The 23,701-nt window shown below is 60.3% G+C and carries 29 protein-coding genes; 12 read left to right on the top strand and 17 right to left on the bottom strand.

Annotated elements, in window-relative coordinates:
- Positions 1-15: 15 nt before the first annotated feature.
- The gene (argE, locus tag AC244Q_RS27510) at positions 16-1,137 is read right to left on the bottom strand and encodes an acetylornithine deacetylase (protein WP_003562887.1); all 1,122 of its coding nucleotides are present in this window, start codon (positions 1,135-1,137) and stop codon (positions 16-18) included.
- Positions 1,138-1,467: 330 nt separating this feature from the next.
- Between argE and AC244Q_RS27515 the strand changes: the two genes are divergently transcribed.
- Positions 1,468-2,370 (top strand): GNAT family N-acetyltransferase, encoded by a 903-nt coding sequence (locus AC244Q_RS27515; protein ID WP_012755406.1) that lies wholly within the window; start codon positions 1,468-1,470, stop codon positions 2,368-2,370.
- 45 nt (positions 2,371-2,415) lie between these two features.
- On the opposite strand, the gene AC244Q_RS27520 is transcribed toward AC244Q_RS27515, so the two are convergent.
- Positions 2,416-2,622 carry a hypothetical protein gene (locus tag AC244Q_RS27520; RefSeq protein WP_003562885.1) on the bottom strand — a complete coding sequence of 69 codons (207 nt, stop codon included), beginning with the start codon at positions 2,620-2,622 and terminating at the stop codon, positions 2,416-2,418.
- Between the two features lie 21 nt (positions 2,623-2,643).
- Positions 2,644-3,348 (bottom strand): 5-formyltetrahydrofolate cyclo-ligase, encoded by a 705-nt coding sequence (locus AC244Q_RS27525; protein ID WP_128406109.1) that lies wholly within the window; start codon positions 3,346-3,348, stop codon positions 2,644-2,646.
- Positions 3,349-3,609: 261 nt separating this feature from the next.
- Here AC244Q_RS27525 and AC244Q_RS27530 point away from each other — a divergent pair, with 261 nt between their 5' ends.
- Positions 3,610-3,888 (top strand): hypothetical protein, encoded by a 279-nt coding sequence (locus AC244Q_RS27530; RefSeq protein WP_017996383.1) that lies wholly within the window; start codon positions 3,610-3,612, stop codon positions 3,886-3,888.
- On the opposite strand, the gene AC244Q_RS27535 is transcribed toward AC244Q_RS27530, so the two are convergent.
- Positions 3,861-4,172 carry a hypothetical protein gene (locus AC244Q_RS27535; protein WP_017996382.1) on the bottom strand — a complete coding sequence of 104 codons (312 nt, stop codon included), beginning with the start codon at positions 4,170-4,172 and terminating at the stop codon, positions 3,861-3,863. The two genes, AC244Q_RS27530 and AC244Q_RS27535, sit on opposite strands and share 28 nt — an antisense overlap.
- A 259-nt stretch (positions 4,173-4,431) precedes the next feature.
- Here AC244Q_RS27535 and AC244Q_RS27540 point away from each other — a divergent pair, with 259 nt between their 5' ends.
- The 3 genes from AC244Q_RS27540 to AC244Q_RS27550 are packed head-to-tail and all read left to right on the top strand — an operon-like array spanning position 4,432 to position 6,838.
- Complete coding sequence (locus AC244Q_RS27540) at positions 4,432-5,337, top strand: LysR family transcriptional regulator (protein WP_003562882.1); 906 nt, start codon at positions 4,432-4,434, stop codon at positions 5,335-5,337.
- A gap of 56 nt (positions 5,338-5,393) precedes the next feature.
- Positions 5,394-6,524: an HPP family protein gene (locus AC244Q_RS27545; protein WP_003562881.1), complete on the top strand. Its 1,131-nt coding sequence runs from the start codon at positions 5,394-5,396 to the stop codon at positions 6,522-6,524.
- Positions 6,525-6,559: 35 nt separating this feature from the next.
- Positions 6,560-6,838, top strand: coding sequence for a DUF6522 family protein (locus tag AC244Q_RS27550; protein WP_017996380.1), 279 nt, complete (start codon positions 6,560-6,562; stop codon positions 6,836-6,838).
- Positions 6,839-6,888: 50 nt separating this feature from the next.
- On the opposite strand, the gene AC244Q_RS27555 is transcribed toward AC244Q_RS27550, so the two are convergent.
- The 4 genes from AC244Q_RS27555 to AC244Q_RS27570 all read right to left on the bottom strand — a co-directional run bounded on the left by AC244Q_RS27555 (position 6,889) and on the right by AC244Q_RS27570 (position 9,702).
- Positions 6,889-7,125, bottom strand: a complete 237-nt coding sequence (locus AC244Q_RS27555) for a hypothetical protein (RefSeq protein ID WP_128406108.1) — start codon at positions 7,123-7,125, stop codon at positions 6,889-6,891.
- A 54-nt stretch (positions 7,126-7,179) separates the two neighbouring features.
- Entirely contained in the window at positions 7,180-8,808 is a 1,629-nt protein-coding gene (gene groL, locus AC244Q_RS27560; RefSeq protein ID WP_017996378.1) for a chaperonin GroEL, read from the bottom strand.
- Between the two features lie 146 nt (positions 8,809-8,954).
- Entirely contained in the window at positions 8,955-9,269 is a 315-nt protein-coding gene (locus tag AC244Q_RS27565) for a co-chaperone GroES (protein ID WP_003562876.1), read from the bottom strand.
- Between the two features lie 232 nt (positions 9,270-9,501).
- Positions 9,502-9,702: a hypothetical protein gene (locus AC244Q_RS27570; protein ID WP_128406107.1), complete on the bottom strand. Its 201-nt coding sequence runs from the start codon at positions 9,700-9,702 to the stop codon at positions 9,502-9,504.
- A gap of 28 nt (positions 9,703-9,730) precedes the next feature.
- Between AC244Q_RS27570 and AC244Q_RS27575 the strand changes: the two genes are divergently transcribed.
- The 4 genes from AC244Q_RS27575 to AC244Q_RS27590 all read left to right on the top strand — a co-directional run bounded on the left by AC244Q_RS27575 (position 9,731) and on the right by AC244Q_RS27590 (position 11,290).
- On the top strand, positions 9,731-10,021 hold the full coding sequence (locus tag AC244Q_RS27575; protein ID WP_003562874.1) for a hypothetical protein: 291 nt from the start codon (positions 9,731-9,733) through the stop codon (positions 10,019-10,021).
- Positions 10,022-10,130: 109 nt separating this feature from the next.
- A complete protein-coding gene (locus AC244Q_RS27580; RefSeq protein WP_128406106.1) occupies positions 10,131-10,487 on the top strand; it encodes a hypothetical protein in 357 nt (118 codons plus the stop codon).
- A 54-nt stretch (positions 10,488-10,541) separates the two neighbouring features.
- Positions 10,542-10,868 (top strand): DUF2934 domain-containing protein, encoded by a 327-nt coding sequence (locus tag AC244Q_RS27585; protein WP_026157601.1) that lies wholly within the window; start codon positions 10,542-10,544, stop codon positions 10,866-10,868.
- A 5-nt stretch (positions 10,869-10,873) separates the two neighbouring features.
- A complete protein-coding gene (locus AC244Q_RS27590) occupies positions 10,874-11,290 on the top strand; it encodes an HD domain-containing protein (protein ID WP_003562869.1) in 417 nt (138 codons plus the stop codon).
- Positions 11,291-11,389: 99 nt separating this feature from the next.
- Here the strand turns inward: AC244Q_RS27590 and AC244Q_RS27595 are convergent, their stop codons facing one another.
- Together AC244Q_RS27595 and AC244Q_RS27600 are read right to left on the bottom strand one after the other, a co-directional pair.
- Positions 11,390-11,659, bottom strand: coding sequence for a hypothetical protein (locus AC244Q_RS27595; protein WP_003562868.1), 270 nt, complete (start codon positions 11,657-11,659; stop codon positions 11,390-11,392).
- A gap of 44 nt (positions 11,660-11,703) precedes the next feature.
- Positions 11,704-11,967, bottom strand: a complete 264-nt coding sequence (locus tag AC244Q_RS27600; RefSeq protein WP_003562866.1) for a hypothetical protein — start codon at positions 11,965-11,967, stop codon at positions 11,704-11,706.
- Between the two features lie 216 nt (positions 11,968-12,183).
- Between AC244Q_RS27600 and AC244Q_RS27605 the strand changes: the two genes are divergently transcribed.
- Positions 12,184-12,690 carry an HIT family protein gene (locus AC244Q_RS27605; protein WP_128406129.1) on the top strand — a complete coding sequence of 169 codons (507 nt, stop codon included), beginning with the start codon at positions 12,184-12,186 and terminating at the stop codon, positions 12,688-12,690.
- A gap of 47 nt (positions 12,691-12,737) precedes the next feature.
- On the opposite strand, the gene AC244Q_RS27610 is transcribed toward AC244Q_RS27605, so the two are convergent.
- The 7 genes from AC244Q_RS27610 to AC244Q_RS27640 all read right to left on the bottom strand — a co-directional run bounded on the left by AC244Q_RS27610 (position 12,738) and on the right by AC244Q_RS27640 (position 20,848).
- Positions 12,738-14,588, bottom strand: a complete 1,851-nt coding sequence (locus AC244Q_RS27610) for a DUF2264 domain-containing protein (protein WP_128406105.1) — start codon at positions 14,586-14,588, stop codon at positions 12,738-12,740.
- A gap of 77 nt (positions 14,589-14,665) precedes the next feature.
- Positions 14,666-15,940: an ABC transporter substrate-binding protein gene (locus AC244Q_RS27615; RefSeq protein ID WP_128406104.1), complete on the bottom strand. Its 1,275-nt coding sequence runs from the start codon at positions 15,938-15,940 to the stop codon at positions 14,666-14,668.
- 40 nt (positions 15,941-15,980) lie between these two features.
- Positions 15,981-16,706, bottom strand: a complete 726-nt coding sequence (locus AC244Q_RS27620; protein ID WP_128406103.1) for a DUF624 domain-containing protein — start codon at positions 16,704-16,706, stop codon at positions 15,981-15,983.
- 20 nt (positions 16,707-16,726) lie between these two features.
- Positions 16,727-17,836, bottom strand: coding sequence for an ABC transporter ATP-binding protein (locus AC244Q_RS27625; protein ID WP_128406102.1), 1,110 nt, complete (start codon positions 17,834-17,836; stop codon positions 16,727-16,729).
- Between the two features lie 15 nt (positions 17,837-17,851).
- Complete coding sequence (locus AC244Q_RS27630; RefSeq protein WP_128406101.1) at positions 17,852-19,024, bottom strand: glycoside hydrolase family 88 protein; 1,173 nt, start codon at positions 19,022-19,024, stop codon at positions 17,852-17,854.
- Between the two features lie 4 nt (positions 19,025-19,028).
- Positions 19,029-19,865 carry a carbohydrate ABC transporter permease gene (locus AC244Q_RS27635; protein WP_128406100.1) on the bottom strand — a complete coding sequence of 279 codons (837 nt, stop codon included), beginning with the start codon at positions 19,863-19,865 and terminating at the stop codon, positions 19,029-19,031.
- On the bottom strand, positions 19,862-20,848 hold the full coding sequence (locus tag AC244Q_RS27640) for a carbohydrate ABC transporter permease (protein ID WP_128406099.1): 987 nt from the start codon (positions 20,846-20,848) through the stop codon (positions 19,862-19,864). Before AC244Q_RS27640 ends, AC244Q_RS27635 begins: the two co-directional genes overlap by 4 nt.
- 131 nt (positions 20,849-20,979) lie before the next feature.
- On the opposite strand from AC244Q_RS27640, the gene AC244Q_RS27645 reads away from it, so the two are divergent.
- Together AC244Q_RS27645 and AC244Q_RS27650 are read left to right on the top strand one after the other, a co-directional pair.
- On the top strand, positions 20,980-22,776 hold the full coding sequence (locus AC244Q_RS27645) for a heparinase II/III domain-containing protein (protein WP_128406098.1): 1,797 nt from the start codon (positions 20,980-20,982) through the stop codon (positions 22,774-22,776).
- A 122-nt stretch (positions 22,777-22,898) separates the two neighbouring features.
- A complete protein-coding gene (locus tag AC244Q_RS27650; protein WP_128406097.1) occupies positions 22,899-23,684 on the top strand; it encodes a carbohydrate-binding protein in 786 nt (261 codons plus the stop codon).
- Positions 23,685-23,701: the final 17 nt, after the last annotated feature.

The following is a 23,701-nucleotide window of genomic DNA, read 5'->3' on the forward strand; positions in this document are numbered from 1 at the left end:
CTTGATCCGATGTCATCAGGCGCAGCGGCGGCCAAGCGCCTCGACCATCGCCTGGCAGGCGAGCAGTTCGCCGGTGAGGATGAATTCGTCCGGCTTGTGGGCGCGGCCGATGTCGCCCGGTCCGCAGATGATCGCATCGATACCAGCGCGCTGGAAAAGTCCGGCCTCGGTGCCGTAGCTGACGGCGGCGAGCGGCTCGATGCCGGTCAGTTCGCTAAGCAGGGCCGCAAGCGGCGCATCGGCGGCAAGCGAAAGCGCCGGATAGGCGCTGAGTTCGCGCCAGTCTATCTGGAAGCCAAGCTGCGATAGTCCCTCGGCCGATGCCCGCAGTGGCGCCAGCAACGTAATCGGATCGACGCCGGAAATAGCCCGCGCTTCGAACTCGGCCTCGCAGCTGTCGGGAATGATGTTGACCGCCTGGCCGCCCTTCAGCGTGCCGACCTGAAGCGAGGAGTAGGGCGGTTCGAAGACAGGCTCATACGGGCCGCGCGTGAGCCGTTCGGCTTCGGCGCGAGCGCAAGCCAGAATATCGGTGATGGCATGGATTGCGTTCAGTCCCTGGTCCGGACGCGAGGAATGGCCGGACCGGCCCCTGACCGTCAGTCGGGCGGCGGCCTTGCCCTTGTGGGCGCGGATTGCCCGCATGCCGCTCGGCTCGCCGATGATCGCGCCAAGCGGGGTTGCACAGAGCTCCGGCAGGCGCGCGATCATGTGCGGCACGCCGCGGCAGCCGGCCTCCTCGTCATAGGAAAAGGCAAGGTGGACGGGCTGGCGAAGCGGTGAGGCCACCAGCGCCGGAACGGCCGCGAGAACGGCGGCAAGGAAGCCTTTCATGTCGGTAGCGCCGCGACCGTAGAGGATGTCTGCTTCAGCCCGCAATCGGAACGGATCGCTGGTCCAGCCGCCTCCAGCGGCGGGAACCACGTCCATATGGCCGGAGAGAATATAGCCCGGCGTTTCCTTCGGGCCGATCGTGGCGAAGAGGTTCGACCGGTCGCCCTCCGGGCCGGGAAGCTCGGTGACGACGGCGCCGTGGCTTTGCAGGTAGTGCCGGATCCACGCCACGATCTCGCCGTTCGGCGTGCCGACGACGGAGGGGAAGCCGACGAGCCTTTCGAGAATTTCAATGGCCTGCATCGGCGACCTCACAAACATGTCGCTTGCCGAGACGGCGGCCATGCCGCCGGCGGAAACGACAATTCGGCCCAGCGAGATGTTAGAGGTGTTTGCAACTGGACTGAGGGGGGTGACATTTCCGGGCTCTCACAGTGAACAGCGACTCCGGCCGCTGGATCTGTCAATGAGTCTAGCGGGAGACGCAGGCGTTACTTGCCGAAAGCGCATCGGGATTTGGTCGATTGTTGTGTTTGCGCAGGCTTCACCAGTGAATTGTATCGAACGATCTGTTCTAGTCTGGACGGAGAAGTTTCCGGGCGCAGACTTGGCCAATGCGGCAGGAGGGCGGGAGTGAGTGAACTGATATCCGAATCCAGGTTCGTCGATAGTTTCGAGACGCATATCGCCGGGATCGACAGCGTTGCTCTCGACCAGTTGCACGCACTTTCGATGACCGTCGCCTGGCCGCATCGCGGCGAGGATTGGCAGTTCCTGCGGGAGTTCGGCCAGGGCATCGTGGCGATCGATGAAATCGGCCGTATCCTGGGCTCTGCCATGTGGTTTCCCTATGACGCGCAATTTGCCACGGTCGGTATGGTCATCACCTCGCCGCGTCTTCAAACCAATGGCGCCGGGCAATGGCTGATGGGACACGCGCTTACTCAGGTCGCCGGGCGGAACCTCGGGCTGAATGCGACGCGCGCAGCGCGCCGCCTTTATCGGTCCTTGAACTTTGTTCGGGAGGCGCTGGTCTTTCAATGCCAAGGCGAAGCGATGTCGCCGCCGGATGTAGAGCTGCCGTCCGGTGCCGCAATACGGGCAGTGGAGGCTGGCGATCTGGAAGCGATCGCCGAATTGGATTGTGTGGCTTTCGGCACGGATCGCAAACTGCTGTTGGCCCGGCTCATGGCGAATTCCAAGGGCATCGTGTTGACCCGCGCGGGCCGGATCGAGGCTTTCTCGCTTTGCCGGCGGTTCGGGCGTGGCCATGTCATCGGTCCTGTTGTGGCGCGCAGTGACGCCGACGCGATCGCCGTCGTCCGCCCGCATGCGGCCGAACGCGCAGGTGCGTTCCTGCGCCTCGATACACGCGAGCAGGGCGGAGCCTTTTCCGATTTCCTCTCCCGCTGCGGTCTTCCTGTCTACGATATCGTGACGACCATGTCGCTCGGTGGCGCTTGGCTTCCGGTTGCCGGACGCGCAACTGCGCCCGAGCCGAAGACCTATGCACTCGTCAGCCAGGCACTCGGTTGACGCAAACCCGCACGGGCGCCCGACGCAAACCGGCCTTCGCGTGGATTAGGCGCCGGGACAGACGGGGAGGCAGGTCAGAGCCTGCTGGCGTTCGAGTTCGGGCCGGAACGAGCGGTATTGCCAGAAACCCTCCGGGCTTTCCCGCCGATACACTGTCTCGAGCCAGAACACCGAGTCATCGATCGGCAAGACAGGATGCCACGCATACCACTGCGACCAGATCTTTCGTGCCGGTTTCCCGTCCATGATCATCGCTCATCTCCTCATCATCGGCTAATCCTGGAACATCCGCGCGGCAACGGAGCCGTTGCCTTTGCGAAAGCGGATTTCGACGTCGGTTACGATCGCATCCATCGGGATGTCATGGTCCTGAGGACGGATGGTCTCGATCTCCTGGAAGTCGAAACCAACGCCGATCGCGAAAGGCCGGGGATGGAGAGCGGCCAGCGTTCGATCGAAATAACCGCCTCCGAAACCGAGCCGGTAACATTGCGCATCGAATCCGACGACCGGGGCGATGACGATATCGGGCCGGCGCTCTTCGCCTTGAAGCGGAACCGGGATGTTCAGGATGCCCCGTGTCAGTTCTTCGCCGACGCACCACGAGCGGAAGCTGAGGGGCTTCCTTTTTTCCGTCACCACCGGCAACAGGCAAGTGGCGCCGCAAGCTGCCGCAGACTGCATCCAGCCGCGGAGGTCCGGCTCGCCCAGAGACGGCCAGTAGAGGCTTACACTGCGGCCGGCGATCTTCGGCAGCAGCCGATCCAGATGATGACGGATAAGAGATGTTCGTTGCTCGCGCTCATTCGCGCCGAGCAGCGTCCGGCAGTCTATCAGGCGACGGCGTTGTTCCTTCCGCCACTCCCGGACGACTTCGGGCTCCGGTTCGAGCCCCATGTAAGCCGGATCAACCTCATGAATGAAGCAGGCCGGTGAGGAAAAGCCATCGGCATTGTTTTTCATGGCATCGTCACTCATGGAGCGTTTCTTTTCTGTTCGTCGCCCCTCAATCCGTGTTCAACGTTAGAGAATAACAGTGCGGTACTATTCTTCAATAGAGATTGTTTTTCGCGTGGCCTGAAATCTCTCTCGCCAGAGGGAGGGCTTCAGCCGCCGTGGCGGAAATCCAGGAATATTGCTCTCTCTGCGCCAAGCCGTGACGCTCTCACTCAGGTTATCTTGATAATAGGTCGTAATACGATATTATCAAGATCGCCCGATTGTCGAGGAGCGAGCTTTATGGAAAACCGACTTCATCCCGCAACGCGCTGCCCCACGCCCTTCCCTCGTGATGAGGCTTTCGAAAAACTGCGGCAAAGAGTTCACGCCTTGCTCGAGAATGCGGAAGCAAGTCGTTGGGAGCTTTTGCGCACGGAATGGCTGTACGATGTGGTGCTGCTGACGAATGACTTTCGTCTCTGGATGCAGCGTCTCGATAAGGGCTTCGGTACCGCCAACAGGACTGCATTATCCCGTGAAAGCGGGATGCCTCAGGTGATCGCACGTAGCCCGAGATAGGCCGCCAAACTGACGGCGGAGAGGGCGATTGTCAGCCTGGGTCTCGCATCGTCGAACATCGCCGCCAGCGCAAGGCCGAGCATCAGGATGACGGATTTTGCCCAAAGCTCCTGATCGGAGACGGTGAAAGCGATTGCTGCCAGAAAGACGGCGTTGGCGACGATGGTCACGGGGGCGGATTTCTGGGCGAGATCGCCGCCTGGGAAGTACGGCATTAAAAAACGGCGCATGCTCAAGCCTGAAGCGACGCTCAGAAGAAGACAGGTCAAGACAAGTTGCAACATAGGACGTCGCCGATCGATCCGCAGATAGCCCTATGCATGCAAACCTCATGCCAGCCTCAAACCCTCAAAACGTCGTCCGATAGAGGCAATGTCGCGGCTTGCATGGCTATTTCCTCGGCGTCGCGACCCTTTTTTCGGCAATCGCTCGTCTGCTTGGGCTCATGTTTCTCGTCCAATGCCGAAACCGGCTTGAGCTGGAGCAATGATTTTTATATAGAGAATTATCTGTCGTCTTAATTCCGGAAACGAGATCTTTTCATTGGACCTTTCATCGATCGAGATATTCCTCGCCGTTGTCAGCGACCGCAGCGTGACGAAGGCTGCCAAGGCCGTAGGGCGGGTGCCATCGAATGTGACGACGCGCATCCAGCAACTGGAGGAGGACCTCGGCGTTTCCCTCTTCAGCCGTGATGGCAAGAAGATGACGTTGACGCGGGAGGGGGAGACGTTTTTCGCCTATGCCAACCGGCTTATGGCGCTTGCGCTCGAAGCGCGCCAGGCCGTGCGGCCTCTCGCCCCATCGGGGACGTTGCGGGTCGGCACTATGGAGAGCACGGCGGCAAGCAGGCTGCCGGCGGCGCTGATGCAATTCAATCAGATGTGGCCCGATGTGTCGCTTCAGCTGACGATGGGGGCGTCCCGCGATCTGACCCGCGATGTTCTCTCTGATGCGCTGGATTGTGCGCTGATTGCCCGCCTGCCGAAGACGATGCGCGAGGAAGACTCGAGCTTCGATGCCGAACTCAAGGCGCTCGAAATGGAGCTGACCTTCGTCGAAGACCTGTTGATCGTGTTGCCATCCGGGCATCCCTCCATCAAATCCGCCGCCGACCTGCGTGTCGGGTCGCTCGCCGCTTTGGAGCCTGGCTGCACCTATCGCAGGATCGCCGAAAACTGGGCGCGTAAATCGAGCGCGCTGCCGACGAGCGAACTCGGTTCATACCACGCGATCCTGGCGAGCGTTGCGACCGGGAACACGGCGGGTGTCATGCCCCGATCGGTCCTTGACCTCATGCACTGGCCGACACCGGTCCAGACCCATCAGCTCGGTGCTGTCGAGACGCTGCTCGTCTATCGCAAGAATGATCGCCCCAGCGCGTTCAACGCGTTCCACGAAGTTCTCAGCGCGACAAAGGGCAGAGATGTCAGGCTGACAACAAACTAGTTCGCACGCCCCTCTCCTTCGCCGCCAGATAATCCTCGCTTAAAATTGGTCTTGTCATGCAGTATCCCGTTTCCCCGAAGGTGGGATCGAGCCGCCTCCGCCGCTTCCGTTTGTTCTCACCCATATTGGCGGGAGCGACTCTACGAGAGCGATTGATTGCATGTCTCGGCGCTTTGCTGGCCATTGGTTTCACCGGCGTCATCAGCGGCTATCTGTTCGGGCAGGGGCCGCATCTTCCCTTGATCGTCGCGCCGATGGGGGCGTCCGCAGTGCTTCTTTTCGCGGTGCCTGCAAGCCCGCTGGCGCAGCCATGGTCGATCATCGGCGGCAATACGATTTCCGCTCTGATGGGGATCATTGCCGCCTATTTCATTCGTGATCCGATCATCGCGACCGGTGTCGGCGTTTCGCTTGCCATCGGCGCGATGTCCTTCACGCGGTGCCTTCATCCGCCAGGAGGCGCCGCCGCACTGACCGCCGTGCTCGGCGGCCCTGTCGTTGCCGGTTGGGGATTTCTCTTTCCCTTCGTGCCCGTCGCCTTGAACTCCTGCATTCTCGTCGGCCTTGGCCTGCTGTTCCACAAGCTTTCCAAGCGGAATTATCCGCACGTCGTTCCGAAACCCGTGGAGAACACCCATCAGACGATCGACCTGCCATCGGCGGTGCGGGTGGGTTTTCGCGAGGAGGATGTCGACGCGGCCCTCGAAGCGCTTGACGAAACCTTCGATATCGACCGGGCAGACCTCGGCCGGCTGCTGCAGCAGGTTGAGTTGCAAGCGGCGATCCGCTCAACCGACAAGATCAGCTGTGCCGATATCATGTCGCGTGACGTGATCGCCATTGGCGAAGCTTCGGAACCGGATGCCGCACGGCATCTGCTCTTGAAGCATAATATCCGCACGCTGCCGGTTAAGGACCCCGAAGGCCGCCTCGTCGGCGCTGTCGGCTTGCGGGAATTGTCGATGAGCACCGAGACCATCGCGCATGCGATCTCGAGGCCGGCGGTGGCCAGACCTTCCGATGCCGCTCTGTCGCTATTGCCCGTTCTGACGGACGGCCGCACGCATGCCGTCATCATCGTCGACGACGATTACCGCATCCTCGGCCTGATATCGCAAACGGATCTGCTGAGCGCAGTAGCGCGGCTGCTGCCAAAGGAAGACAATGCAATTCCGGCGGTGGCCTGAGCGGTCGGCGTGGGACGAAGCTGGAGAAAAAGTCGGTGCTGATCGAGCGCGATTCAAATGGTGATTTCATCCTGGAATCATCCGAACTGGCGCAGCGGTTTGGGCTGTCGCTCGCCGATCTTCGCCGCCACATTCGCCATGGCTCCGTCGTCAGCTCCGTGGAAATCGGCACGGCTGAACACGAGGGGACGAAACGGGTGTCGCTTCGCCTCGGCAACAGGCTTTGGCGAGCCATTTTGAACGATGAAAATGAAGTGCAGCAGGAGCAGATGACCGTTCTTCGGGGTAAATCCTCCGGAGGGCATCCGCGCTAACACCATCACATCTCTGTTCCGCGCGGCTTACTACGCAGGCGCGGCATTTCCTACCGTTCGCTCGTTTCGAAGAGGCCGCGGGCCGCCTCGACCATCGACTGCAGGTGATCGGGGTCACGCACGCCCTGCCGGTAAAGCTCGATGATGATGCTCGCCGTTCGTTCGGCTTCGTCGCTGTCCTTTTCCAGCTGGTACTCGGATCTGATCTTGTCGAAGACCCGCTGGCAGATTTCGAGATCGCGGGAGTCCAGCGGTGCCTGCGATCGGGTTTTGATCGTTTGAACCATCTCTATTCCCTCAGATAAGGCCCGCCCAGCGAGGCCGGCGGGCCGGCAAGCGCCTTAGAAGTCCATACCGGGGCCGGCGGGCATTGGCGGTGGCGCGTCCTTCTTGGGTTTCTCGGCGATCATAGCTTCCGTCGTGACGAGAAGACCGGCGATGGAGGCCGCATCCTGCAGCGCGGTGCGAACCACCTTGGCCGGATCGATGACGCCCTGCGCATAGAGGTCGCCATATTCGCCCGTCTGAGCGTTCCAGCCGTAGGAGAACTCGCTTTTCTCGCGCAGCTTGCCGACGATGACCGAGCCTTCCGCTCCGGCGTTTTCGGCGATCTGGCGAGCCGGTGCCTCGACTGCGCGGCGAACGATGTCGACGCCGACGCGCTGGTCGCCATTGGCGGTTTTGACATTGTCGAGCGCCTTGACGGCGCGCAGCAGCGCCACGCCGCCACCAGGCAGAATGCCTTCCTGAACGGCAGCGCGGGTTGCATGAAGCGCGTCGTCGACGCGGTCCTTCTTTTCCTTCACTTCGACTTCCGTCGAGCCGCCGACACGGATGACGGCAACGCCGCCGGCGAGCTTGGCAAGACGTTCCTGCAGCTTCTCGCGGTCATAGTCCGACGTGGTTTCTTCGATCTGGGCCCTGATCTGGGCAACGCGGCCTTCGATGTCGGACTTGGCGCCTGACCCATCGACGATCGTGGTGTTTTCCTTCTCGATCGAAACCTTCTTGGCCCGGCCGAGCATATCGAGCGTGACGGATTCGAGCTTGATGCCGAGATCTTCGGAGATGACGGTGCCGGCGGTCAGGATGGCGATGTCTTCGAGCATTGCCTTGCGGCGGTCACCGAAGCCAGGAGCCTTGACGGCGGCGATCTTCAGGCCGCCGCGCAGCTTGTTGACGACGAGCGTTGCCAGGGCTTCGCCTTCGACGTCTTCAGCGATGATGAGCAGCGGCTTGCTGGATTGGACGACAGCTTCGAGAACCGGCAGCATCGGCTGCAGGTTCGAGAGCTTCTTCTCATGGATGAGGATATAAGGGTCTTCAAACTCGACCCGCATCTTGTCGGCATTGGTGACGAAGTAGGGGCTGAGATAGCCGCGGTCGAACTGCATGCCTTCGACGACTTCGAGTTCCGTTTCGGCGGTCTTGGCTTCTTCAACGGTGATGACGCCATCATTGCCGACCCTTTCCATGGCTTCCGCCAAAAAGCGGCCGATTTCGGCATCGCCATTGGCGGAGATCGTGCCGACCTGGGCGATTTCGGAATTGTTGGAGATCTTTCGGGCATTGGCCTTCAGTTCCGCGACGATGGCGCCGACCGCAAGATCGATGCCGCGTTTCAGGTCCATCGGGTTCATGCCTGAGGTAACCGCCTTGGCGCCCTCCTTGACGATCGCCTGGGCCAGTACCGTTGCCGTCGTGGTGCCGTCGCCGGCGATGTCGCTGGTCTTCGAGGCGACTTCGCGGACCATCTGGGCGCCCATGTTCTCGAACTTGTCTTCGAGTTCGATTTCCTTGGCAACCGAAACGCCGTCCTTGGTGATGCGCGGGGCGCCGAAAGATCGTTCGATCACGACGTTGCGGCCTTTCGGGCCGAGGGTCGCCTTCACGGCGTTGGCCAGGATGTCGACGCCACGCAGCATCTTCTCGCGGGCTTCGGTGCTGAATTTGATTTCTTTAGCAGCCATGTCCTCACTCCTTCATAGGCGGCCAGAGTTCCAGGAAAAGTACGACGCGGATTCCTTTCGGATTGCGTCAGAAATTAAAGGTTGGAGCGATTCTGCGTTTCCATGAAAAGCTGAAGCGCTCCGGCCTTGACTGATGTCCGCAGATCTCAGGCGGCCTGCTTCTTTTCACCTTGCGGTTCGATGATGCCCATCACGTCGCTTTCCTTCATGATCAGCAGGTCTTCGCCATTGATCTTGATCTCGGTGCCCGACCATTTGCCGAACAGGATGCGATCGCCGGGCTTGACGTCGAGCGCCTGGATCTGGCCGGCGTCGTTGCGCGCGCCAGGGCCAACGGCGATGACCTCGCCTTCCTGCGGTTTTTCCTTGGCGGTGTCGGGAATGATGATGCCGCCCTTGGTCTTTTCCTCTGAATCGACCCGGTGGACGAGAATGCGGTCATGAAGCGGTCGGAACGACATGTCTTTCCTCCATCGACAAACAGTGATGACGTTGTTCCCTTGGAGAATGATGCCGAAAAGTGTGCGCGGTTTTCGGACGACATCAAGCTCTAACTCTTAGATTAGAACAGGATTCAGATTTTAGGCCGAGCAGGCCTAAAGTCATCCTGTTCTAACCGGACCGACTGACCAATGCGGGCGGGTGCTCGCGCGCGCGCCTTGCGAGAATGATTTGGTTCGATGATTCTACAATTCAAGAGGTGATGGAAGAAAAATTGGCACTCTCTGCCGGTGAGTGCCAACGCTCGGCAGGGAACAGAAAATCGGCGCCCGCGTTCGAATAATGAAGGCGACGGCGTGGTGCCGGAGGCGAGTTCGAGCAGGATTGAGGCTTGAATCCGGATTTCGGCATTCCCAAATCTTTGGTGATCGAGGCTTTCTTAAGCTCGGTCATCGTCCCACGTCTTTTTGGAGTGAGTGACATGGAAGAGAAGACCAATATCATCAAAGACCTCAGTATCGAGGAACGCGAGGAAATCCTCGTCGATATCGCTCGTACGCTGGAGGACACGGCGCGCGAGGCCTTTGTCGAAGGAAATACGCATTTTGCGGCACTCTCCAACAACATGGCTGAAGCGATCCGCGTCAATGCCGATGAACTCGCCCGTGACGATCCTGAGAATGCCGAGTTGGTATTGCAGCAGGCAGCGGCGATGATCTCGCAATTCGAAGCCGTGCACCCCTATCGGATGGTGAGCATGGCTGTCCATTGACTGCCGGCGGCGTGGCCCCGCCTGGATCGCCCGCTCAAATCAATCACCACTCACGCGGAACTCTCACTGCCTGCGAAGGTTATTGGATCACAATATCGAAAGGTGATCCATGACGACTTTCAAATCCAGCGTGCCGCCTGAGAGCGGCACAGACGACGCGCGGTCCGCCGATACAGAACGGGCCGAGACCGATCGCAAAAGGGCATTGGAAACTGCCCGGCGCAACGCGAGGACGGCATTAGATCGCAATAGCGGCACGGAAACCCCAAGCCTGAAGCTTGCAAGGGAATATCTCAGGCTCGGCGGCCACCGCCGCTCCAAGATCGACGACAATATCACCGATGTCCGCCAATGGGATGAGGACCCGCCGGAGGCCGAACGGTTCTGGAAGGAACGGGTGGAGACGCTTCCAAAGGATCAACGCAAACAGGTGGAGGATTTTCTTCCAACCATCAACACGCCCTGAAAGGCGGCCGGGCCGCTCTTCGGAGGGCTCATCCTAATGCGCTTGGAGGAGATCATGGCCATAGACAAGCACGAGCAGATACGCCAGCGCGCCTACGAAATCTGGGAGGCCGAGGGCCACCCCGATGGCGCTGACGAGCGCCATTGGCTGCAAGCCTGCGACGAACTGGCCGGCGAGGATGAGCATGAGACGCTGCAGGACCTGCTCGATGAAGACGACAGGGACGATGCGGCGCTGCTTCAAGGCGCCGGTGAGAGCGGCGACTTCGATCGGCCACGAGCGAGGCCGGTTCAAACAGCCGTGGCTCCGGTCCCTGACGTCGAGATGACGACGGGCGAAAAGCCTTTCCGGCGGAAAGTGAAGAAGACCGAAGGGCCGTGATCGCCATGCAGCATCTCGACCATGCCATCCAGATCGCTCTTACGGCCCATAAAGGCCAGGCGGACAAGACCGGCCGGCCATTCTTCGAGCACTGCCAGCGGGTAGCGCTTCTGGTTTCCGGCGACGAGACACGAACGGTCGCCTACATTCATGATGTGGTCGAGAAGGGCAGCGGGTGGACGCTCGACAGGCTGAGAGAAGAAGGCTTTCCGCCGGCGATCATCTCCGCGGTGAATGCTTTGACACGGCGGCCAGATGAGCCGGATGACGACTTCGTCAGACGTGCGGCATCAAACCCGCTGGCCCTGTCCGTCAAACAGGCCGATCTTGAAGACAATCTCCGGCAGGCCGAACAGAGCGGCAAGAAAACGGAAAAATACCAGCGCGGCCTGGATCTCTTGCGCGACATCAGGAGCGGATAATAGGAACTCGGACAAATTTGCAGTCGCTAGCCATTGCCATCAAGGTCGGCAATCGGCCGAGCGCACACTACCCGCCTGCATGTCATGCACTGAGAGCGGTCACGCCTTGTTGGTAAACCACACCGTCGGCGCGCCGAGCACGCCTCCCGTGCGCATCGCCGTCTTCAATTCGTCCAGCTTGCTGAATGCTTGCGCCGCTTCAAGCGTGGCGAACTCGTGGGTGACGGTAATATCGTTCGGGTTGTCGATTGCTCGATAAACGGCCTGCGCCGTCACCCCATTGGCCTTCTGCACCGGCGAAAAGGTATCATATATCTTGCGCCAAGCGGCGTAGTCGGAGACCTCGTGCCGCACGAATAATGTCGTCATGTCATCCTCCCGCGTTGCATTTCCAAGACTCGTTAAGACGTGTGTTACGATTGAACGAGGAACATCATGGTTTCGGGCAAGACGCCATCACTCGCCATCGCATCTGCCGCTGCCTTGGTCTGCATGAAGGCCATCAACTTTTCCATGTCTGCAACGTCCATGACCAAGCCGACGCGGTTGGAGTTTTGAGGGTCCGTAAACGTGCGAATGTTCGTGACGCCGTTGGGTTCCAATACTTGTTTGCGGATTGGTGAAGCGAGCCAGTGTTTCGTGTCGTTAACGTCGTGACAGATCATTATGGTAGGCATTGCGTCCTCCTCCCAAGATTTCGGAAACTGAAAGCTGAGTATGCTGCTGCGCTTTGCCGGATTTCATTACAGCAATGTTGTGAAGAGTGGGTTTTTCTTATTCATTAGTTGAAGATGTAAATATAACTATTGAGTAATCCGAAAATATTATGTTCTTCAGCCGGGTTGCCGCGCCAAAATTCCGGAAGTTTGCGACCGCCATTGGAGAGGTTCAGAATCATCGAACGCCAACCATTTGATCTCGAGGCCTATGTGCACGACATCGGAACAACACCATGCTTTATCTGCAGCTTGGTCAGGAACGACCCGGCCTTCTATCATCATCGCGTTTTTGAAGACCACGAGACGATCATTTTCCTGAGCAAATATCCCACTCTACCGGGCTATTGCCTCGTCTGTCCGAAGGAGCACCGTGAGGATCTGGCGCGGGACATGTCGACGGATGAATATCTTCGACTTCAGGAGAAGGTGCATGTCTTGTCGCGCGCCCTCAAAAGTGTGTTCGACGCCGAGCGAATTTATGTGCTTTCGCTCGGCAGCCAACAAGCCAACAGCCACCTGCATTTTCATGTCGTTCCCTTGCCCTCAGGTGTGCCTCTTGAAAAGCAGCAATACCATGCACTGATGGCGGAGCACGGGGTTCTGCAGATCCCTGACGATCAAATGGCCCAGCTGGCGCAGCGCATTGGTGAAGCATACCGGTTCGAGTTCACCGCACGATAATCAACCGTCTGGCCCGCGGTCGAAACCCGGAAGCCGGTGCCTCCAAGCTACATCCCGAGGGCGAATGCCGGCACCTGTACGCCTTTCTCGCGGAAGAGCCGCTCTACCTCGTCGAGGCGGGGACGGGCTGGCGGATTATCGAGCGCTTTTGCCCAGTTCTCACGGCTGGGCAGGGCCATCGCGGCGGTCACCAGCACGATGGTGCCTGCGCCGATGTTGCCGCGCAGCTGCGGCAGTAGGGTCTTGGCGTGGATGAGATTGGTGTTCGGGATCGGGCTCATCGCATGGCCGGCCCTTGGATTGGGCGATAGATCGACGATGGCGCTGACGTCGGTCTGCCCGTACCAGACAGCCCGGCCATCCCTTGCATCGGAGCGGTCGGCATTGAAATCCGCGCGCTCGATCGCAAAACCGCCCTCGATGGTGCTGAGTGTGCGTGGCGTGGCGATGCGGTGAATGCGGATGTGCCACGGATTTTCAGGAAGCAGCCAGGTTTCGATAGTGACATCGCTCCAGGGGCGCCAGCGCGAATAGAGCAGGTCGCCTGCGATCAACGCCTCTTCGAGGGTTTCGCGCATGCGGAAATGGACGCCGTCGTCGGAGAGGCCGAGCATGCCGTCGAAGCTTGCGGCGGAGAAATTCCGGTCGTCGGCTTCGACGTTGAAGGCGTAGCGGGTGGAATAGACGAATTTCGAATATTTCTCGTTTGCACCGAGCATCTTGTCGTGCTGCTGCCCTGAGGAGAGCACGACCACGTTTCCCGGCGTGTGCATGGCGACCATTCCCGCCGGCTTCAACGCAACCGGCTCCGGAAATTCCGGCTGCGACGCCTCCTCGGCCGCCCAGAAGGGATGATCCCCCGGAAGGGCGAGCGGCAGGAAGAATTTCAGCGCCCAATAGGGCGAGCCGGGAGAGTTGTAGCTCTCGCTCATGAAGAGGTTCGGATAGCCATAGCCGACCGAAAGAACGCCGTCGCGATCGGCAATCGGCATCGCCGCCCACCAGCGGATATGGCGCATGTAATAGCCCTTGATCTCGGCCCAGGGCAGGGCTTCGACACCGGCAAAGGCAAGCGCGCCCCAGAAACCTCCCGCCGCGAAGCGGTAGGTCTGGCTGCGGCCGAAGGCAAGGGCTGCCCCATCCGGGCCGAACCAGTGGCGGATATCGCTGGCGAAGATCTCGGCGCGATCGCGGAAGCGATCCTTGCGCGCCTCGTCGCCCTTGGCCAGGACGGCATAGATCATTCCGTAGAAATGCATGGCAAAGGGAATGTAATGATCGACCCGCCGAACCGGCCCGTCGCGATACCAGCCTTCTCCGAGGTCGAAGGCCTCCAGTTCGTCGAGATAGGCGAGGGTTTTCCAGTGATCGAACGCCACGCCCACGCGTTCCAACCCGAGATCGATGAGCACACGGAAGAATTTCCAGTTATTGTCGATGAATTCCAACTCGCGCGCTCGAAGAAGATAGGCAGCGACCGTCTTCTTCTCGCTGTCGTTGAGCGGTTCCCAGATGTGCTCGGGCACAAGCGCCAGGGCGAAGCCGACCGCGGCGAGCTCGACCAGCCGCTGATTGCGATCGGCAAGATCGCCCCAATATTCGGGATGAGCAGGATTGGTGCCGTTTGCCAGCCCGCGGCGATAGAGATCCCAATGCGGGAACGCGCCGCCGCCGGCAACGAGCGGAACGATCCCCCAGAGCGGCCGCGCAAATCCCTCCAGATCCGCCGCCGCCCGATCGAAGATCGCGCCGGCTGCGCCGAGGCGCACACGGGCGCCGCCTTCGGAAAAATACGGCAGCAGCGGCTCGAAGAGATCGGTGACGGCCTTGGCGAGGTCGTCGCGTGTCTTCAGGGGATTGCCGAAAAGCGGATTGGCCCGGGCGGGATGATATATCATTGTCAGGCTCGAAATTCACGGAAAACAGGATCGGCCGCGGGCAGATATTGCCCGCGGCCGTCGACATTTCTGGACGCCTACTTGATCGCCTTCACGCCTTCGGTCATTTCCTTCAGCCCGTCATCGACGGAGGTGCTGTCAGTCATGATCGCGTCATGCACCCGGTTGAGCACGACCTCGATCTTGGCGGCGTTCGGGTTGACCGCCATCTCCAGATAGGTTTTCGACGGCTTCAGCGCCTCCTTGCTGGCCGCATCCTCAGGAAATCCGGGTGTTGCCGCGATCTTGGCGCTGACATCATCCGTCTTGAGCGCAGGGAAGGTGCCCGTCGACGCGATAACTGCTGCGCCCTCAGGACCGGTGACAAACTTGATGAAATCGAGCGCGGCATCCTTGTGGTCGGAATTGGCGTTGACCGCCAGGCCGGAAATCTGCGCAGCGGTCGTGCCGGTTGCCACACCGTCGGGATGCGGGAACTTGACGATGCCCCAGTTCCTGCTCTTCGATTCACCCGATTTCACCTTGGTGATCTGGGTGCCGACGAACCAGGTTCCCATCGGCAGCATGCCGATCGTGCCATTGAAGAAGAGCGCCGAATAATGTGTGTTCGACGTCTTCAGGAAGGCATAGGAGGGAATCGCGCCATCCTTCTGCAGGGTCAGCGCCCTCTCGTACCAGGGCTTCAGGAAGCCGTAGTCGCCGTCGACAAGCGTGTGTTTTCCGTCGAGGATGGCAGGCAATTGAACGGTTGACCGCCAGGTATGCAGAAGCGCGCCATAGGTCTTGTTGGTGCCCATGCCGCCCGAAAGCTTCTCGGCGGTCTCGTCGAACTGCGCCCAGGTCATGTCATTGGTGGGGTAGGGGACGCCTGCTTTGTCGAATATATCCTTGTTGTAATAGACGACCCAGAAGTCGGAGCGGAACGGCAGGGAGTAGATCTTGCCATCGATGGTCAGTTCCTCGATCAGGCCGCCAAAGGGAGCCGAGTCGATCTTCTGATCCTTAACGAAGCCGCTGAGATCGGCGATGTTACCGGCGCGCACCAGATTGGTGTAGCCCGGCACATCCTTGATGGTGACGATGTCGATGTCCTTGGAGCCGCCGGTCAGCTGCGTCGAGATCATCTGCTGATAGTCTTGCGAGCCGAGGTCCATCGGCTCGAACTTCACGTTGGGGTGTTTGGCCTGATAGGCCTCGATCAGAGGCTTGTAATAGGCGGTCTTGTCCCAATCCCACAAAGCCCATTTGAGCGTCACGGCGTCCTGGGCAAACGCTGCCCCGGTCGTCATCGCCGCCAAGGTGAATCCTGCCACGGCAAGTTTCACCGTCCCCCCGAATTTATCCAAATACATTCCCGTTCTCCTTCCCTGGATCATCTCTGGATCAGTTATTTTATGAAGCGTCTCGTCTATGCGGTTCGCGGTGCGGCCGTGTTTCGTTTGGCAGGTCTAGAACCGTCACCGCCGCCCGATGGACGCCGAATGCGACGGCGAACATTCCGAGTGAAAAATTGAAGGTTGCCGGCATGAACACCGAAACCGGATAGAAGAGGATGTGCGCCAGCCAGAGGCTGGCGGCAAAGGCGAGTGCGGCGAGCGCCGGGAAAGGACGGACAATGGAGGCGAGGGCGGCGAGGCGCAGCAGCCTCAGAGCCGGCAGATCGCGCATCACCATCAAAACGAAGAGATGGCAGGCGAGGACCGCAACGAAGGCGGTGGCGACGAGGGCGATCGTCAGCGGTGCGCTCAGCAACAGATTGTCGCGTGCGCCGGCGCCATAGGTGGCGATCGCATAGAGGCAGACTGCGAGAGCGCCCGCCAGCGCCAGGCCCCAGCCGGTGGCGCGCCAGAAGTAGCGCAGAAAGGCTTCCGTGAAGTCGCGCAGCAGATAGGTGTTGCGATCTTCCACGAGGGCCACCGAGACCCGGGCCATGGCGGCGAGCGCTGCCGGCAGCGTCACGACGAAGAGGCCAGCCAGGATGAAGAGGATGTTCAGCTTGACCATCTCCCACCATTCACGGACGAGGATCTCGGCGAACAGGGCAAGGCCGGTCCTCTTCGGCGCATCCTTCGGAATGCCCGGTCCCTCCCTCGTCCACATGTCCCGCAACCACTGCATAGCCGTCTCCCGCAGGCGTCTCAGTATAGAATCGAGCGTTCCGTTTCATTGTCGAACAACTGCGCATTGGTCATATCGGCGACCAGCACCGCCTCCTCGCCGATATCAGGCCGGTAGCGCGGCGAGACGCGGGCGATCAGATTGCGACCGCCTGCTACCATGTTCAGGTGCACTTCCGATCCCATCGGTTCGGCAAGTTCGACGACCGCCTTGAGAGGCGCCAGGTTCTCGGGCGCGATGTCGGCCGGCGGCAGCTCGTGGAAATTCTCCGGACGGATGCCAAGCACCAGTTCGCGGCCCTCGTAGGGGGCGATCCTGCTTTTGTCGAAATGGGCAGGCAGCGGCAGTTCCCGGCCGTCGAAGACGGCGACGTAGCTGTCGCCCCGGCGCAGAATGGTCGAGGGCAGCATGTTCATCTGCGGCGCGCCGATGAAGCCGGCAACGAACATGTTGACGGGGCGGTCATAGAGGTTCTGCGGCGTATCCACCTGCTGGATGTGCCCGTCCTTCATGACGACGATCCGGTCCGCCATGGTCATAGCCTCGACCTGGTCATGGGTGACGTAGATGAAGGTGGCGTTGAGGCGCTTGTGCAGCTTGGTGATTTCCGAGCGCATCGTGCCGCGCAGCTTGGCGTCGAGATTGGAAAGCGGCTCGTCGAGAAGGAAGACGGCCGGATTGCGCACCATGGCGCGGCCGAGCGCGACGCGCTGGCGCTGCCCGCCCGAAAGCGCCTTCGGCTTGCGGTTCAGGAGATGGCTGATGTCGAGGATCCTGGCGGCGTCCTGCACCTGGGCATCGATGAAGTCGCGCGACACCTTCCTGAGCTGCAACCCGAAAGCCATGTTCTTGTAGACGGTCATATGCGGATAGAGCGCATAATTCTGGAACACCATCGCGATATCCCGATCCTTGGAAGGGACGTCGTTCATGACGTCGCCGCCGATCTTGAGCTCTCCTCCCGATATTTCCTCGAGGCCGGCGATCATCCGTAGCGTCGTCGATTTGCCGCAGCCCGACGGGCCGACCAGAATGATGAATTCCTTGTCTGCGATCTCAAGGTCGATGTCGTGGACGACGGTGAGCGCACCGTAGCTCTTGTTCAGCTCTTTAAGCGAAATGCTGGCCATCGAGTTCTCCTGAATTCACCAATAGGAAGACCAGTTGCGCGAAAGGCGCGTCAAAGCTTCCATGTAATAATAATCTCCCCAGGAGACGCATTCATCGACGCCCTCGCCGCGGCAGGTGTTGAACGGCGATTTCTTCGAATAGGTGGCGTGCAGCACCAGGCCGTTCGAGATCGTGGGGTCCTTGACCGCATAGTGTTCCGCAAGGCTCTTCATCATGCGCCGCGCCAGCGTGCGATAGCGTGTTGCCGGTTCCGGCTCGACGAGATCGGCCATTTCCAGAAGGCCGCAAGCGGTGATCGATGCCGACGAACTGTCGCGCGGCTCGCCGTCGCCGTCCGAAAAGACGAGGTCCCAATAAGGCACCATGTCGGCCGGGAGCCGTTTGAGATAGAAGGCGAGCAGCCGGTCGAAGGTTTGGCGATATTCCTCGAGCCGTTCATAGCGATAGGACAAGGCCATTCCAGCGATTGCCCAGGCCTGTCCGCGCGCCCAGGCGCTATCGTCTTTGTAACCCTGTTTGGTGGCGCCGCGCACCGGCGCTCCGGTGATCGGGTCCATGTAGAAGGTGTGATAGGTAGAGTCATCCGGCCGCACCGAGTTGGCAAGCGTTGTGCGGGCGTGAATGAGCGCGATCTCGCGGTATTTCGGATCGCCGGTCTCGCGGCTTGCCCAGTAGAGAAGCGGCAGGTTCAAGAGGCAGTCGATGATGTAGCGGTATTCTTCCGCCACCCCCTTGCGGCCCCAGGCCTGGATGAACTGGCCGATGGGCTGGAAACGCTCGATCAGCTGGTCGGCGGCCAGGATGGCGGCCCTGCGGCCGTCTTCATCTCCGACGAGCTTCCAGGCGGCGATGCAGGAGGGCGAATAGAGAAAGCCCATGTCGTGATGATCGGTCTCGATGCGGTTCACGATCCGATGCAGGAACGACTGGACCTGGATCTGCGCGGCATCGCGGAAAACCGCCTCGCCGCTATGCTCGAAAGCGAGCCACAGCTCGCCGGGCCAGAAACCGGCGGTCCATTGGTCGTTCGCCACCGCGGGATAGAAATTTCCGATGCTCGAATGGTTCTGCGAGGCATGGGTGAATTGGGGGAGGTTGCGCCCGATCTGCTCGACTGCAAGATCGAGCGCGGCTTTGACCTCCGGATCGGTGATCGGCTGTGGGGCGACGGACGAGACGGCGTTCATGGATTTAACCCTTCAGTCCCGTCGAGGCTATGCCCTCGACGAAGAAACGCTGGAGAGAGAGGAATACGACGAGAACCGGAATGAGGGCGACAACGGAGGCTGCCATGATGAGCCCGTATTCGGCCGAATATTGCGAGATGAACATGCGCAGGCCGATCTGGACGGTCTTCAGCTCGGTCTTGGTCAGGTAGATCATCGGCCCGAGAAAATCGTTCCAGGTGGTGACGAAAGTGAAGATCGTCAGCGTCGAGAGTGCGGGCTTCGACAGCGGCAGCATGATACGCGCCCAGATCTGGTACTCGTTCATGCCGTCGATGCGAGCCGCCTCGCAGAGCTCGGTCGGGATCGACATGTAGAACTGCCGCATCAGGAAGACACCGAAGGCGGTGAAGGCCTGCAGGCAGATCAGCGCCAGATGGGTGTTGTTGAGGCCGAATTCACGCATCAGCAGGAATTGCGGCACCATATAGACCTGCCAGGGCATGGCGATGGTGGCGATGTAACCGAGAAACAGGGTGTTCTTGTAGGGGAAATTCAGCTTGGCGAAGGCGTAAGCCGCAAAGCTGGAGGTCAAAAGCTGCAGCAGCGTGACGATGATCGTCAGCTTCGACGTGTTGTAGATGAAGAGCGCGAGCGGGATCTTCGTCCAGATATCGACGTAGTTATGCCATTGCGGCTCGGACGGTATCCACTCGATCGGGAAGGCGAACACGTCGCGGCTGAGCTTCAGCGATGCCGAAAGCATCCAGGCAAACGGCATCAGCATGATGAGCGTGACGGCGATGACGATGGCGTAGATCGCGACGGATCTGACGGTCACCTTGCGTCCTGCGATCTTCATTCGCCGTCCTCCCTCTGGCGCCGGAACTGAAAGACGGTGACCGCGAGCACGAGGAAGAACAGCACCAGCGCGACCATGCTGGAATAGCCGAGATCCCAGGAAATGAAGGCCTCGTTGTAGATGTGGTAAACGAGGACGAGCGTCGAGGTGCCAGGCCCGCCCTGGGTGATCATGTAGATCTGGTCGAACACCTTGAAGGACTGGATCGTCAGCATCACTGTGACGAAGAAGGTCGTCGGCCCGAGCTGCGGCACGGTGACATGGATGAACTTCTGCCAGGAATTGGCGCCATCAAGATCGGCGGCCTCATAGAGCTCCGAATTGATGCCCTGCAGGCCGGCCAGATAGATGACCATGTAATAGCCCATGTTCTTCCAGATGCCGAAGAGGATCACCGTCACCATCGCCCAGTGGCGATCGGCAGCCCATCCCGGCATGTTCTTGGGATCGAGGCCGAGCGTGTAGAGGATCATGTTCACCGGTCCCATCTCGGGATTGAAGATCATGTTCCAGACGACCGCGACGGCCACCAGCGAGGCGACATAGGGGAAGAACATTGCCGTGCGGAAGAAATCGCGCCCCGCGATCTTTTGATTGAGGAGAACGGCGAGGCCGAGCGCGCAGATGAGCGTCGCCGGCACGGAAGCGACCGTATAGATCACCGTGTTCCAGAACGCCGCGATAAAGGCCTTGTCGTCGAAGAGCCGCCAGAAATTATCCAGCCCGGCGAATGTGATCGCATTCGAGCCGTCCCAATGCATGAAGGCGAGCACGAAGGCGAACAGGATCGGGCCGAGCGTGAAGACGGCAAAGCCGAGGAAATTCGGCGCAATGAAGGAATAGGCGACGAGCGCGCTGCGGATCCTGCGCTGGCGCTTGGACAAAACCGCGACCTTCCGGCCGGAGGTTGCCAGAGCGCCATCCGTCGCGATGACCGAATTCGATAGGGACACCGATGCCTCCTCTTCCTCCCGCAACGACATAGCACATATCCGGTATTGGTCAAACAAGTTCTGAATAGATCATACGAATTCTATGGAAAGTGAAAAATACATATGATAGGTGAGCATGCAGACCAAACGGCCATCGATGCTTTTCCGGTACGGGGAGGGACATGTTCAGCGAGATTTCAGGGGAGCTGCCGGATGTGCTGGGCGATTTCACGCCCGGGGCGGTCGGCTCCGATCGCCTCAGATGGAGCACTGTGCCGCAAGCGCTACGGGAACTGGTCATTGGCGAGGCCGAAGAGACGGTTGCGCGCGCCTGGCCGCTGATTGCGGCCTCGGATTACCGGGAGTTCACCGAAACCGGCAACCGCGCGCGCTTCGAGGAGCTTTATTTCACGCGGCGGCGGATGCTGAACAATCTGGTGCTCGGTGAACTCATTGAAGGCAAGGCGCGGTTCCTGCCGAAGATCGTCGACGGTATCTTCCTGATCGCGGAGGAGAGCGGCTGGCAGCTGCCGGCGCATAACGCCTATGAACGAAGCGGCGCGCGCCTGCCGCTTCCCGACAATTCGCAGCCTGTCGTCGATCTCTTCGCCGCCGAAACAGCCGCCCTGCTTGCCACCGTCGTCGCATTGTTTCGCGACGAACTCGACGGCATCAGCCCCGAGATTACGGCACGCGTGGAGCGCGAGATCGAGATCCGAATCCTCTCGCCCTATCTCGGCCGGCATTTCTGGTGGATGGGCCGCGGCGAAGAGCGGATGAACAACTGGACGGCATGGATAAGCCAGAACGTCCTGTTGACGGTTTTCTCGCTGAAAACAGATCAGCCCACGCGTCACGCCGTCGTCAAAAAGGCGCTCGGCAGCCTCGACGCCTTCCTGAAGGACTATGCCGAGGACGGCGCCTGCGAGGAGGGCGTGCTCTATTACCGCCACGCCGCGCTCTGCCTGCATGGTGCGTTGACCATCCTGGACGCCGTGGCGCCCGGCCCGTTCGCCGGGGTCTGGCAGCAGCCGAAGATCCGCAACATAGCCGAATATATTGCCCATATGCATGTGGCCGGCCGCTACTATTTCAATTTCGCGGATTCCTCCGCGGTGGTCGAACCCTGCAGCGCGCGGGAATACCTGTTCGGACAGGCGGTCGGCTCTGAGATGCTGGCTGAGTTCGCCGCAGCCGACAGAGCCGCTTCCAACAATTCGCATATGCCCGGGGAATGGAACCTCTGGTATCGCGTGCAGGAACTGCTGGCCGGCCCGACGCTTCCCGCTGCCGCCCCGCCGCATCCTGCATCTCAGCGCGATATCTTCTATCCCGGCATCGGCCTGTTCATCGCCCGCGACGAGCAGTTTTCGCTTGCCGTCAAGGGCGGTAACAATGGCGAGGGCCACAATCACAACGATGTCGGGAGCGTGACGCTCTACAAGAGGGGACGTCCGTTCCTGATCGATGTCGGCGTCGAGACCTATACCGCAAAAACCTTTTCGGCGCGGCGCTACGAGATATGGACGATGCAGTCGGCGTTCCACAACCTGCCGACATTTGCAGGCGTCATGCAGTCGGCCGGCGAAGCTTTTGGCGCGCGCGATGTCGAGGTCGGGTTTGACGAAGGGAGCGCGCGCATAGCGCTCGATATTTCAGACGCCTATCCCCCCGAAGCGCAGTTGCACAGCTATCGGCGCGTCGTTTCCCTGCTGCGCGGCCGCCATGTCGAGATCGTCGACACCTATGACGGCGGCAAGCCGGCGGTCCTGTCGCTGATGACATGCCTGGCGCCGACCGTCGGCCCGGACAGGATCGATCTCGCCGATCTCGGCAGCATTTTCGTCGAGGGCGCCGGCGAGATCGAAATCGACGAGATCGTCGTGGAGGACGCCCGGCTGAGATCGGCCTGGCCCGAGAAAATCTACCGGTTGCGCCTGCCGTTTGCCGGCAGGCTGCTGAGATTGCGGATCGTCTAGAACAGGATGATTTCAGGCCGGGTCGGCTTAAAAATCTGAATCCTGTTCTAGAATTAAAGAGTTAGAGCATGATGCCGAAAATCGCTCACGCTTTTCGGCATCATGCTCTGGGGAGGGCGAGCATGGAATTGATGCTGAAGATCGTGGATGCCGGTGGGGCGGTGCTGGCGAGTTCCATCGGCCGGGACGAGACGTTCCTGGTCTATCGCCAGAGCTATCGCGAAGGCGATCGCGTGGTCGTGGAGGTCTCCGAGCCCGGACATGTCTTCCTCTCCCTTGATGGCGCGGTCCAGCCCGGCCTGGTCTATATGAAGGAATGCGCCTATTCGCTCGCCGTGCCCTTCGGCGATAAGCGCAAGCCCTATTCGCCGAATGCCTTCAGGGGCGATATCCACCTGCTTTCAGCGCGAAGCACACGCCCTGACGAGATCGTCCATCGGCGCAATCTCGCCCTCAACCCCTGGGACGATCACGCCAATCGGGCTCTGTTTCCGCATGCGCGCGCCAACGTCGAGACCCGCGGCGAAGCGGTCTTCGCCGCGCGCAACGCGATCGACGGCGAGAAGGCCAACGATGATCACGGCTTCTGGCCCTATACGAGCTGGGGCATCAATCGCGATCCGCAAGCAGCACTGACGGTGGAATTCGGCAGGCCGGTCAGGATAGACGAGGTCGTTTTCTATCTCCGGGCCGACTTTCCGCATGATTCCTGGTGGGAAAAGGCCAGCGTCACCTTCTCGAATGGCAAGACCTCCTGTTTTTCGCTGGTGAAATCGGGCACCGCGCAGGGCTTTTCCATAGAACCCTGCATCGTCGAATGGGTGGAACTCCACGGCCTGATCAAGGCCGAAGACGCCTCGCCCTATCCGGCGCTGACCCAGATCGAAATCTGGGGAGTCGAGGTGTAGGGCATCGGCCCGTCCGT

The organism is Rhizobium sp. CB2179, assembly GCF_057653455.1.

Coding starts and splice junctions, on each gene's coding strand:
- AC244Q_RS27640 (WP_128406099.1), bottom strand. CDS start 20,848: ATGTCGTTGCGGGAGGAAGAGGAGGCATCGGTGTCCCTATCGAATTCG.
- AC244Q_RS27570 (WP_128406107.1), bottom strand. CDS start 9,702: ATGACCGAGCTTAAGAAAGCCTCGATCACCAAAGATTTGGGAATGCCG.
- AC244Q_RS27565 (WP_003562876.1), bottom strand. CDS start 9,269: ATGTCGTTCCGACCGCTTCATGACCGCATTCTCGTCCACCGGGTCGAT.
- AC244Q_RS27635 (WP_128406100.1), bottom strand. CDS start 19,865: ATGAAGATCGCAGGACGCAAGGTGACCGTCAGATCCGTCGCGATCTAC.
- AC244Q_RS27555 (WP_128406108.1), bottom strand. CDS start 7,125: ATGGTTCAAACGATCAAAACCCGATCGCAGGCACCGCTGGACTCCCGC.
- AC244Q_RS27590 (WP_003562869.1), top strand. CDS start 10,874: ATGCAGCATCTCGACCATGCCATCCAGATCGCTCTTACGGCCCATAAA.
- AC244Q_RS27615 (WP_128406104.1), bottom strand. CDS start 15,940: ATGTATTTGGATAAATTCGGGGGGACGGTGAAACTTGCCGTGGCAGGA.
- AC244Q_RS27520 (WP_003562885.1), bottom strand. CDS start 2,622: ATGATCATGGACGGGAAACCGGCACGAAAGATCTGGTCGCAGTGGTAT.
- AC244Q_RS27525 (WP_128406109.1), bottom strand. CDS start 3,348: ATGAGTGACGATGCCATGAAAAACAATGCCGATGGCTTTTCCTCACCG.
- AC244Q_RS27545 (WP_003562881.1), top strand. CDS start 5,394: ATGCAGTATCCCGTTTCCCCGAAGGTGGGATCGAGCCGCCTCCGCCGC.
- AC244Q_RS27645 (WP_128406098.1), top strand. CDS start 20,980: ATGTTCAGCGAGATTTCAGGGGAGCTGCCGGATGTGCTGGGCGATTTC.
- argE (WP_003562887.1), bottom strand. CDS start 1,137: ATGCAGGCCATTGAAATTCTCGAAAGGCTCGTCGGCTTCCCCTCCGTC.
- groL (WP_017996378.1), bottom strand. CDS start 8,808: ATGGCTGCTAAAGAAATCAAATTCAGCACCGAAGCCCGCGAGAAGATG.
- AC244Q_RS27530 (WP_017996383.1), top strand. CDS start 3,610: ATGGAAAACCGACTTCATCCCGCAACGCGCTGCCCCACGCCCTTCCCT.
- AC244Q_RS27600 (WP_003562866.1), bottom strand. CDS start 11,967: ATGCCTACCATAATGATCTGTCACGACGTTAACGACACGAAACACTGG.
- AC244Q_RS27535 (WP_017996382.1), bottom strand. CDS start 4,172: ATGTTGCAACTTGTCTTGACCTGTCTTCTTCTGAGCGTCGCTTCAGGC.
- AC244Q_RS27630 (WP_128406101.1), bottom strand. CDS start 19,024: ATGAACGCCGTCTCGTCCGTCGCCCCACAGCCGATCACCGATCCGGAG.
- AC244Q_RS27620 (WP_128406103.1), bottom strand. CDS start 16,706: ATGCAGTGGTTGCGGGACATGTGGACGAGGGAGGGACCGGGCATTCCG.
- AC244Q_RS27580 (WP_128406106.1), top strand. CDS start 10,131: ATGACGACTTTCAAATCCAGCGTGCCGCCTGAGAGCGGCACAGACGAC.
- AC244Q_RS27585 (WP_026157601.1), top strand. CDS start 10,542: ATGGCCATAGACAAGCACGAGCAGATACGCCAGCGCGCCTACGAAATC.
- AC244Q_RS27595 (WP_003562868.1), bottom strand. CDS start 11,659: ATGACGACATTATTCGTGCGGCACGAGGTCTCCGACTACGCCGCTTGG.
- AC244Q_RS27625 (WP_128406102.1), bottom strand. CDS start 17,836: ATGGCCAGCATTTCGCTTAAAGAGCTGAACAAGAGCTACGGTGCGCTC.
- AC244Q_RS27610 (WP_128406105.1), bottom strand. CDS start 14,588: ATGATATATCATCCCGCCCGGGCCAATCCGCTTTTCGGCAATCCCCTG.
- AC244Q_RS27650 (WP_128406097.1), top strand. CDS start 22,899: ATGGAATTGATGCTGAAGATCGTGGATGCCGGTGGGGCGGTGCTGGCG.
- AC244Q_RS27575 (WP_003562874.1), top strand. CDS start 9,731: ATGGAAGAGAAGACCAATATCATCAAAGACCTCAGTATCGAGGAACGC.